Source organism: Nonomuraea sediminis, assembly GCF_018531495.1.
Classification (GTDB): domain Bacteria; phylum Actinomycetota; class Actinomycetes; order Streptosporangiales; family Streptosporangiaceae; genus Nonomuraea; species Nonomuraea sediminis.
Genome location: NZ_JAHDTI010000012.1, coordinates 170,176 through 179,207, shown reverse-complemented (window position 1 = coordinate 179,207; position 9,032 = coordinate 170,176). Strand labels below are relative to the sequence as shown.

At 70.1% G+C, this 9,032-nt stretch carries 10 protein-coding genes and 1 pseudogene; 6 read left to right on the top strand and 5 right to left on the bottom strand.

What is annotated here, in order from left to right:
- Window positions 1-33 precede the first annotated feature (33 nt).
- Together KIK09_RS40730 and KIK09_RS40725 are read right to left on the bottom strand one after the other, a co-directional pair.
- The gene (locus tag KIK09_RS40730; protein WP_214324846.1) at window positions 34-234 is read right to left on the bottom strand and encodes an MbtH family protein; all 201 of its coding nucleotides are present in this window, start codon (window positions 232-234) and stop codon (window positions 34-36) included.
- Between the two features lie 32 nt (window positions 235-266).
- On the bottom strand, window positions 267-1,184 hold the full coding sequence (locus tag KIK09_RS40725) for an alpha/beta hydrolase family protein (protein ID WP_214324845.1): 918 nt from the start codon (window positions 1,182-1,184) through the stop codon (window positions 267-269).
- A 102-nt stretch (window positions 1,185-1,286) separates the two neighbouring features.
- On the opposite strand from KIK09_RS40725, the gene KIK09_RS40720 reads away from it, so the two are divergent.
- From KIK09_RS40720 to KIK09_RS40710, 3 genes are all read left to right on the top strand, one after another.
- Window positions 1,287-2,477, top strand: coding sequence for an MFS transporter (locus KIK09_RS40720; RefSeq protein ID WP_214324844.1), 1,191 nt, complete (start codon window positions 1,287-1,289; stop codon window positions 2,475-2,477).
- Between the two features lie 36 nt (window positions 2,478-2,513).
- A complete protein-coding gene (locus tag KIK09_RS40715) occupies window positions 2,514-3,668 on the top strand; it encodes a cation:proton antiporter (protein ID WP_214324843.1) in 1,155 nt (384 codons plus the stop codon).
- A 491-nt stretch (window positions 3,669-4,159) separates the two neighbouring features.
- Window positions 4,160-5,053, top strand: coding sequence for a site-specific integrase (locus KIK09_RS40710; RefSeq protein ID WP_214324842.1), 894 nt, complete (start codon window positions 4,160-4,162; stop codon window positions 5,051-5,053).
- Window positions 5,054-5,306: 253 nt separating this feature from the next.
- Here the strand turns inward: KIK09_RS40710 and KIK09_RS40705 are convergent, their stop codons facing one another.
- On the bottom strand, window positions 5,307-6,158 hold the full coding sequence (locus KIK09_RS40705) for a LysR family transcriptional regulator (RefSeq protein WP_214324841.1): 852 nt from the start codon (window positions 6,156-6,158) through the stop codon (window positions 5,307-5,309).
- Between the two features lie 75 nt (window positions 6,159-6,233).
- Between KIK09_RS40705 and KIK09_RS40700 the strand changes: the two genes are divergently transcribed.
- Window positions 6,234-6,662, top strand: a complete 429-nt coding sequence (locus tag KIK09_RS40700; RefSeq protein ID WP_214324840.1) for an SRPBCC domain-containing protein — start codon at window positions 6,234-6,236, stop codon at window positions 6,660-6,662.
- Window positions 6,663-6,734: 72 nt separating this feature from the next.
- Window positions 6,735-7,292: a permease gene (locus KIK09_RS40695; RefSeq protein ID WP_214324839.1), complete on the top strand. Its 558-nt coding sequence runs from the start codon at window positions 6,735-6,737 to the stop codon at window positions 7,290-7,292.
- Window positions 7,293-7,920: 628 nt separating this feature from the next.
- On the opposite strand, the gene KIK09_RS40690 is transcribed toward KIK09_RS40695, so the two are convergent.
- Complete coding sequence (locus KIK09_RS40690; protein WP_214324838.1) at window positions 7,921-8,301, bottom strand: nuclear transport factor 2 family protein; 381 nt, start codon at window positions 8,299-8,301, stop codon at window positions 7,921-7,923.
- 257 nt (window positions 8,302-8,558) lie between these two features.
- Window positions 8,559-8,774 (bottom strand): hypothetical protein, encoded by a 216-nt coding sequence (locus KIK09_RS40685; protein ID WP_214324837.1) that lies wholly within the window; start codon window positions 8,772-8,774, stop codon window positions 8,559-8,561.
- On the opposite strand from KIK09_RS40685, the pseudogene KIK09_RS60770 reads away from it, so the two are divergent.
- Window positions 8,694-9,023, top strand: a pseudogene (locus KIK09_RS60770) (helix-turn-helix domain-containing protein); the annotation flags it as partial. The gene KIK09_RS40685 and the pseudogene KIK09_RS60770 sit on opposite strands and share 81 nt — an antisense overlap.
- Window positions 9,024-9,032 lie beyond the last annotated feature (9 nt).

Genomic DNA, 9,032 nt, shown 5'->3' with positions numbered 1-9,032 from the left:
TGCTGTGTCTATTGATGACCTCGGCAAGCTCGCTCATATGCCCTGCTCCATCCGCAGGCGCAGGCTGCGGGGCCGCATGTCGGTCCAGACCCGCTCGATGTGCGCCAGGCACTCCTCGCGGCTGCCGCGGGTCCCGTCGCCGTGCCAGCCGTCGGGCACCGGGCGGTCGGCGCGCCAGATCGAGTACTGCTCCTCGTCGTTGAGCACCACCAGGTACTCGCGCTCGTCTGTCATCTGAATCGCGTTCCTCTCGTCGATCGGTCTGGTCAGGACAGGACTTGTGACAGCCACTGGGTCATGCCTGGCAGGTAGCCGGGCGCGAAGTCGCCTTCAGGCGTCCGGATGCGGTGGTCGGCCCCGCCGTACAGCTCGAGGCGGAAGCCGGGCAGCCGGGCGGCGCCCAGCGCGGCGCCGAACAGGCGCAGGCACTCGTGCACGGGCATGTGCACGTCAAGCGCGCCCCAGACGGCGAGCACGGGGCAGGTGAGCCGCTCGAGCACGGGCATCGGGTCGAAGTGCCAGATCGCGCGCATGAAGTCGACCTCCTCCGGCGGCGACTCGAAGCGCCAGTACCAGGGGGCGTCGCCGTACGCGCGCCGCTCGTCGGCGAGGATGCGCGCGGCGGAGGCGGGGCCGGCCATGGCGCGGGTGCGTTCCTTGAGCGCGACCAGCGCCGCCGCGATCTCGCGCTCCGCGGCGCCCTCCTGCCGCATGTCGTGTTCGAGCAGCCAGGCGACCTGCTCGGCGGGGGTGATCGGGCACGCCGACACGACGACCACGAACGCCACCCCGGAGCCGGGCCCGGCGGCGGCCATCGGGGCGATCCAGCCACCCTGGCTGATCCCCCACAGCCCGACCGCGTCCGGCCGTACGCCCGGCCAGGCGGCCAGGAACGCGACGGCGTCGCGGGTCTCGCGCGCCCGGTCCTCGAAGGACTGCTCCGTCCAGTGGCCGCTCGAGGCGCCCACGCCGGGCTTGTCGTAGGCCAGCACGGCCATCCCGCTGCCGGCCAGGTGCGCCACCACTGGCGCCAGGCTCGCTTCGGCCCCGTCGCGGCCGGTCGCGCCCGACCCGTGCACGATCACCGCGCCCGGCCACGGCGGCGGGGTGGAGGGCAGGTGAATCGTCCCGGCCAGCCGGTTGCCGCCGGCGGAGAACTCGACCTCGTTGCGGTTGATGGGCATGGCCTCATGCCAAGCCGTGCGCCTATTGGCGCGTTATCGCGCTCCTTTTCCAGACCGATACCGGCATTGAGGGACTTTGTTGATCTTGTTACGTTCGAGGGCATGCGGTCCATGTCCCTGATCGGCCTGCTGGGAGCCGAGGCGATCTCGCTCACCGGCAGCAGGATGAGCCTCATCGCGCTGCCCTGGCTGGTGCTGGTGACCTCCGGCAGCCCGACGCTCACCGGCGCCGCGGCGGCGATCGAGATGGTGCCGTACGTGGCGGCGGGCGCGCTCGGGGCGCCGATCGTCGACAGGCTCGGCGCCCGGCGGGTGTCCATCGCCGCCGACGCGCTCAGCGCGGTCGTGGTGGGGGCGCTGCCGTTCGCCTACCGCACCGGGTTCGGGGCGCTAGCCGTGCTGGTGGCGCTCGCGGGCGCGCTGCGCGGGGTGGGCGACATCTCCAAGCGCGTCCTGCTGCCCGCGGCGGTGGAGCGTTCGGGGATGGCGATGATGCGGGCGACCAGCGTCTACGACGGGATCAGCCGCGGCAGCGCGCTGGCCGGGGGGCTGGCCGCGGGGGTGCTCGTGGCCTGGCTGGGCGCGCCGGCCGTGATCCTCATCGACGCGGCGTCGTTCGTGGTGTGCGCGGTGCTGGTGGGGGCGCTCGTGCGCACCGGGGCCGCAGCGGACCGGGAGCACCCGAAGTACCTGGGCGCGCTGCGCGAGGGGGTGCGGCACGCGTGGCGTGATCCGCTGGTGGTGTCCATCGTGGCGATGATGTTCGCGATCAACCTGTTCGACACCGCCGCCCTGTCGGTCTACATCCCGGTGTGGGCGCGCGACGTCGCGGGCTCGCCCGTCGCGATCGGGATCTGCTCGGCCGCGTTCGCGCTGGGCGCCGCGGCGGGGAACCTGGTGGTGATCGCGTTCACCGAGCGGTTACCCCGCTACCTGACCTTCTCGGTGGGTTTCCTGCTCGCGTGCGGGCCGCGGTTCCTGACGCTCGGGCTCAGCTCGTCGATCGCGCTGGTGGCCTGCGTCATGTTCGCGGCCGGGATCGGCGTGTCGGCGGCCAATCCGGTCATCGCGACCGTCATGTACGAACGGGTGCCCGAGAGACTGCAGGCCCGGGTCTTCGGCGTCGCCACGGCGGTGGCGTTCGCCGGGATGCCGCTCGGCAGCCTGCTCGGCGGCGTCGCCGTCCAGGCGTCGGGCCTGCGGATCGCGCTGCTGGCCACGGCCGGATTGTGCTTCGCTGCGACCCTCTTCCCGCTGATCGCTCACCGCACCTGGCGGCAGTTGGACGGGTGATAGGGCCGCGATAGCCCCTGGTCCCACGCTCGCGGCATGCAGTCCTTGACACAGGTCGCCGTCCTGCTGCTCGCCGCGGTCGTGCTCGGCCGCCTCGCCCGGCGCCTCGGCATGCCGCCCGTCGTGGGCGAGCTGGCCGCCGGCGTCGCGCTCGCCCCCCTGTTCTCCGGCCCGGGCCCGCTGCTCGAAGACGTCGGCCAGCTCGGCGTGCTGCTGCTGGTCGCGCTCACCGGCGCGCACCTGGATCTGGGCCTGGTACGCCGCAGGAGCGGCGCCGTGGCCGCGATCGGGCTCGTGGCACTGGTGATCCCCCTGGCCGGCGGGCTGGCCGCGGGAGTCGCGATGGCCGGGTGGAGCCCGTTCGCGATGTTCCTCGGCGTGGCGATGTGCGTGAGCGCCATCCCCGTCATCGCCAAGACCATGGCCGACATGGACCTGCTCCATCGCGACGTGGCCCACCTGACCCTGGCCTCCGCCACCGTGGACGACGTCTTCGGCTGGGCGCTGTTCTCCCTGGCCGCCGCCGGGTTCGGCCTGGGCACCGTACGCGCCCTCGGCGGGCTCGTCGCCGTCGTGCTCGCCGCGATCGTGCTGCGTCCCCTCGCCCGGCACGTGCTGCGCGCCGGAGGGCCGGCGGCCTTCGTGGTGATCTCGTTCCTGAGCGCGTCCGCCACCCAGGCACTGGGCCTGGAGGCCATCTTCGGCGCCTTCGTGGCGGGCGTCATGGCCGGCTCGTGCGGCGAGCCGGGCCCGGTACGGCTTGCGCCGCTGCGCACCGTGGTCATGACCGTGCTGGCGCCGCTGTTCTTCGCCACGGCGGGGCTGCGCATGGATCTCACCACCCTCGCGCAGCCCGCCGTTCTGGTGCCCGCGCTCGCCCTGCTGGCCATCGCGGTGGCGGGCAAGCTGGGCGGCGGGTACCTCGGCGCGCGGCTTGCCGGCCTGCGCAGGCCGGAGGCGGTCGCGGTCGGCGCGGGCCTCAACGCGCGGGGCGCGGTCGAGGTGGTCATCGCCGGCGCTGCCCTACGCCTGGGCGCCTTCACTGTGCCCATGTACACGACGATCATCGTCATCGCCCTGGTCACCAGCCTGATGGCGCCGCCGATCCTGCGGGCGGCGATGTCGCGGCTGGCGGAAACCCCCGCGGAACTGCGTCGCCGGGAGGACGATCTGATCGCCTCCAGCAGTTAAATATGTCTAGACATACCGATGTATTCTAGTTACGTTCTAACAAACGAGCAGGCATGGCAGATGGTCTACCCGCTCCAAGCGACCGGACCCACGTCAAGCGCCGACATACGGACGCAGTCCCCTACGGCTACGAAGCGGCGAACCAAGACCAGCACCTCCAGCGATAAGCGGTTGCCGGTATGTGGCACATGCGACTGGCATGCCTGGCAATCACGCACGTTGAACGCATACGCGCTGCCAGTGAGCGGCATTCCTGCCGCTCACTGGCAGCGCGAGATAGAGTCCACAACTCTGGATCGATGCATAGAGCCCACCTAGACTCACCCCTTCAGGTCCCTCTCGGACATGATCGGCCGCAGGTGGACCCACGATGAACAAGAACAGAGCGTATTCGCCTAGACGAAGCGGCCGCGTAAAGCAGCCTCTGACCAGCAAACTGACATGGATGTGGCGATTTCAACTGACGCTTAGATGGCAATTCGCAGCTGGCCTTGCGCGCCTACCGACGTGAACGCACCCAAGAGGGCCACCGCCCGCGCAAGTCGCCGCCCATCACGGTGGACCGGCTCCGCGCCATGGTTACCGCGCTCTCTGCCGAGACTCCGACAGGGCTGCGCGATCGCGCCATCTTGGTGCTCGGCTTCGCGCTCATGGGCCGCCGCTCCGAGAGCACCGAGGTCGAGATCAGCGACCTCACCATCACCGAGGACGGCCTGGAGGTCTACATCCCGCTCAGCAAGACCGACCAGGATGCCCACGGCGAGACCGTTGCCATCCCCTACGGTTCCCACGCCAGCACCTGCCCTCTACGGGTGGTGCGCGCCTGGCTCACCGCGCTGGCCGAGGACGGCATCACCACCGGGGCCCTGTTCCGGCCCATCGACCGCCACGGCCGCATCGGGGATCGCGCGCGCAGCACAGCCGGACGCGGCCAGCGGGCACGACTGAGCCCACAAGCCGTCAACCTCATCGTCAAGCAAGCCGCCAGAGCGGCGGGGCTTGACCACGCCGAGAACTACACCGCGCACGGGTTGCGCGCCGGCGGAGCCACCTCAGCGGCCAAGGCCGGGGCCCCCATGTCGGCAATCACCAGGCACGGGCGCTGGTCCGAGGGCTCACCACCGGCAACCACAAGGCGTGCACCGGCCGGTACATCAGCCCCGACCCCGACCAGCCCGGCGAACTCCCGTGCACGTGCGGCATCTGCCAGCACGACCAGCAGGCCCCCAAGAAGCGCGGCCGCCACCGCAAGGCCCCCGCCACCTGACACGGGTCGGTGCGCCGCCTCCACGGGGATAGCGCTGCCTGCTGACGAGCGAGGTGCGTGTGAGACAGCACGCCCACCGCCAGTCGGCGAACACCTCGTCGCTGGGCCGGAATGCTGACGACGCGGCTGGCCGACGTCATCGGCCAGGCACGGAGCAGCTCCAGCAGAAATCTGACGCTGTCGGCGGCGTCGAGGCGGGCCGCGAGTGAATGCCCGTCGCGGTCGTTCTTGACAGAGCGGTAGAGAGAGTCGGCATAGGCGTCGAGCCATTCGCCGGAGTCCCGGAATCCTTCGTCGGCGTCGAGCCGTGCCTTGGCGGCCAGGATGCGGGCGATGCCTGTGGGTGCCAAGAAGTCGGCCGCCCTATGAACTCAGGCGTATTGAGTGAAGGCCCTGATTCGGGCGGTTTCCGCCGCGGCGCGCCAGGTCAGCCCCCAGTCCAGCGGCGGTCCGTCGGAGATCGGGACCAGGGCGACATCTGGACGTGCGTAGAACAGGCCGGTGAACTCGCCCAGCGGGAAGACTCCCCGGCCTCCGGCCACCATGGTGAGGATCTCCTGATGGGTGTTGGCCACCGGGCCATGGCGCAGGTGCGCCGGGATCCGCGAAGCGACCCAGTAGTCCGGCAGGGTGTGCGGCAGGTCGATGACCGTTTGGCCGGCCAGGTCCGCCATGACCAGTGATGACCGGCGGGCGAACGGGTGGCCTGACGGCACCGCCAGCACGCGCCCCTCCGACAGCAGCACCGGGCCGCTGCGCAGGTCCGGCTCGCGCACCGGGAACGTGGTGAGCAGCACGTCGAACGCGTCGTCCCGCAGCCCTTCGAACCCGTCACCGATCTGGGTCTCCCGGAAGCGGACCTCGCATTCGGGAAAGTCCCGCCGGAACCTCTCGGCGATCCGCAGCAGGTTCTGCCCGGCCGCCGCGCACAGGAACCCGGCCCGCAGCACGTCGGTGAACCCCCGCCCCGCCGCCATCGCCCGCTCGACCGCCCCCCGGATCTGCTCGAAGCCGGGCGCGAGATCGTCGCGGAAGGTCTGCCCGATCGGCGTCAGCCGTACCGCGCGGCTCGTCCGGTCGAACAGGGGCGCGCCGATCTGGCGCTCCAGCTTGCTGATCGTCTGGCTGACCCGGGCCTTGGACAAGCCGAGCCGTTCGGCCGCCCGCCCGAAGTGCAGTTCCTCGGCGAGCGTCAGAAACGCCTCGATCTCGTATCTCTCCATCGTTCGGCGTAGCTTAACGGTCGTTGCCTGGATCGGCGTTGTTCGAGGTGCCCGGTTTCCACCACGGTTGGCGACATGCGTTCGATTTCGGAATCTGTCGAGATCGCCGCCTCGCCGGAGGTGGTCTGGCAGATCCTTACCGATGTGAAGTCCTATTCCGACTGGAACCCGTTCATCAAGCAGGCTTCCGGGGAGATCACGGTCGGGGCCATCCTGGTCCTGCGCATGTTCCCCGGCGGTGACGGCAAGCCCACCACCTTCCGCCCGCGCGTGCTGATCGCCGATCCCGCCAGAACCTTGTGCTGGCGCGGCAGCCTGGGCATTCCCGGCATTTTCGACGGCGAGCACCGGTTCGTGCTGCACCGGACCGCACGTGGCACCAACCTGATCCAGAGCGAGAAGTTCACCGGACTGCTGACGCCCTTCCTCGGCGGGGCGGTCGCCCGAACCGCCGACGACTTCCGCGCCCTCAACCAAGCACTCAAACACAGAGCCGAGGCCTGAGATGGCGTTCGTTGTCGGCATCCTCCTGTTCTGCGTCGTCATCGGCGTGCTCGACGCGCGAAGCGAGGGCAAATGATCACCGGTCACTTCGGGCTCGCCGCGGTGGTCAAGTCCACGCAGCGGTCGGTGCCCCTCTGGGCACTGATGCTCGCCGCCGTCTGGCTGGACGTCCTGTTCATCCCCCTGATGCTCGCGGGCGTCGAGCACATCGACCCGGTCTCCGGCACTCACGCCGGATACGGCGAGGGCATCATCCACGCCGACTACACCCATTCCCTGGTGGGTTCGCTGGTCATCTCGGGGGTCACCGGCTGGGTCGCGGCGCGGCGCTGGGGGCGCAGGGGCGGGGTCGTCATCGGCGCCGTCGTGTTCTCGCACTGGGTCCTCGACCTGATCGTCCACCGCGCCGACCTCGCCCTCATCCCTGGTACGGGACCCAGGCTCGGGCTGGGGCTCTGGCGCCATCCCGGCGCCACCGCCGCCGCCGAGGCCGCCCTGGTGCTGGCGGGCGCGCTGCTCTACTGGCGCTCCTCGGTCCAAGAGGGTACGCCCAAGGGCCGGGCCACGCTGATCGCCCTGCTCCTCGTGGCGGCCGGATCGATCACCCTGGTCACCGACATCCTGTCCTAGTCGCCAGGGCCCGCCGTCCAGATTCTTTCAGGTAGGCGCGGGGATCATCCGGGAGCCCGCCGAGGCCGGAGCTGGGTGACCCACTGCCCGGTGGAGTGCGCCGTGACACCGAGAATCCGTACCCGGCGGGTAGCGCGCTCGATGACCGCCCAGACATTGCGCCTGCCGAAAATCCCATCCATGCAGCTCAAGCGGCGTGCGTACTCGAGGAGGACTTGTGCAATCCCGGCGTAGTAGGTAGGTGCAGTGATGGAGCGCCTGCGCGAGATGCGCTGTGCGTGGTGCTGCCTGATCGGTGAGGGGATGTAGGCGGCGTCGTCAGGGCGGCCCAGCCGGGCGTAACCGCGGGTCGAGGACGCATGGTTGCTCACGTGTACGCGGCACAGGTCGGTACACGGCGTCACGCCCCGACATGACGCTGACGGCAATCGCGAACATCGTGGCAGGAGTCGCTACCATGCGACACTGGCCGACATCGATCAAGCAAACTCATCCTCCGCAGACTTGCCCAGATGCTGCGCAAATTCCCGGCCAAGCAGCGCGTGGCGGCCGAGGAAGCCGAAGCCATCGCGGCGCGCCGCCTCCCCCCAAGTGCTGGGCAGTCCATAACCGTGGATATCCCATCGGCTCAGAACATTCCGTGGGGAATCTGTGCGGCTTCCGGCACCGGCTGGACCGCATCCCAATGCTCGACGATCTGGCCGTCGATCAGGCGCCAGATGTCGACGACGGCGACGCCGCGCGGGTCGTCGGGTGTGGTCATGTGGTAGTGCATCACCACGTGATCGTCGTCGGCGATGACCCGTTTGAGGTCGAGCCGGGCGCGGGCCACGGGAGCCTGGGCGATGAACGCGATGAACGCCTCCCGCCCGGACGGGTTTCCCGGGCTGTGCTCGATGAAGTCTTCGCGCAGGAGCGTGCGGAGCACGTCGATGTTCCCCGCCGCGAACTGGGTGAAGCCATCAACGACGAGTTGCTTGTTGCGTGCGGCTTGGCTGGTTTCGCTCATGCGGGCCACCGTTCCAGCCGCCGCCCGGCCCTGTCGATTACATGGCATGTAATCGAGATCCTCGACGGGACGGGACGATAATCACCGCATGATGCAGGACCGGCCGGTCGGTGAGCTGCTGCGCGAGTGGCGGCACCGCAGAGGGCTCAGCCAGCTCGATCTGGCGCGGGCGCGCAGCTGCGTCTCGGCGCTGCGCAGCAGTTGGTGGACGAGCCCGAGCGCGGGCGGCCGAGGGCGCCACCACCGCGGCGGCCGCGCTAGCTCGTGTCGAGACCGAGCGCGACGGAGACGTCCCCGCCGAAATCGCCGAGCACCACGACGCATGGGTCCGCGCGTCTCTTGCCCCTGCTGTCGTCGCCACGGTTCGCGAAGCCGAGATTGCCGACCGACTGGTGCTGCTCACCACCGACGGCATCCACGACACCGTCAGCCACGTTGAACTGGAGACCCTGGTACGCGCGTACGAGCTCCACCCGCAGCCGCCCGCGAAGGCCGCGACGGTGAGCGGGACGACGCCACTGCCGTGGTGCTCCTTCACCGGTCAGGCTGATGTGTCGGAGCATCCCACCGCCCGGCTGACGCCGGAAGGACGCCGCCGATTATGTGAGCGTGTGGACGCCGGGCGTCCACACGTGCACGTCGCGGCGGAAGCCGGGATCTCCCGCCGCTGCCTGGCCAAGTGGTACGCCCGTTGGCGCGCGCACGGCGATAGCGGCCTGCTCGACCACTCC

Bases quoted from the DNA above. Each gene is read 5' to 3' on its own strand.
- KIK09_RS40730 (WP_214324846.1), bottom strand. From the start codon at position 234: ATGACAGACGAGCGCGAGTACCTGGTGGTGCTCAACGACGAGGAGCAG.
- KIK09_RS40725 (WP_214324845.1), bottom strand. From the start codon at position 1,184: ATGCCCATCAACCGCAACGAGGTCGAGTTCTCCGCCGGCGGCAACCGG.
- KIK09_RS40720 (WP_214324844.1), top strand. From the start codon at position 1,287: ATGCGGTCCATGTCCCTGATCGGCCTGCTGGGAGCCGAGGCGATCTCG.
- KIK09_RS40715 (WP_214324843.1), top strand. From the start codon at position 2,514: ATGCAGTCCTTGACACAGGTCGCCGTCCTGCTGCTCGCCGCGGTCGTG.
- KIK09_RS40705 (WP_214324841.1), bottom strand. From the start codon at position 6,158: ATGGAGAGATACGAGATCGAGGCGTTTCTGACGCTCGCCGAGGAACTG.
- KIK09_RS40700 (WP_214324840.1), top strand. From the start codon at position 6,234: ATGCGTTCGATTTCGGAATCTGTCGAGATCGCCGCCTCGCCGGAGGTG.
- KIK09_RS40695 (WP_214324839.1), top strand. From the start codon at position 6,735: ATGATCACCGGTCACTTCGGGCTCGCCGCGGTGGTCAAGTCCACGCAG.
- KIK09_RS40690 (WP_214324838.1), bottom strand. From the start codon at position 8,301: ATGAGCGAAACCAGCCAAGCCGCACGCAACAAGCAACTCGTCGTTGAT.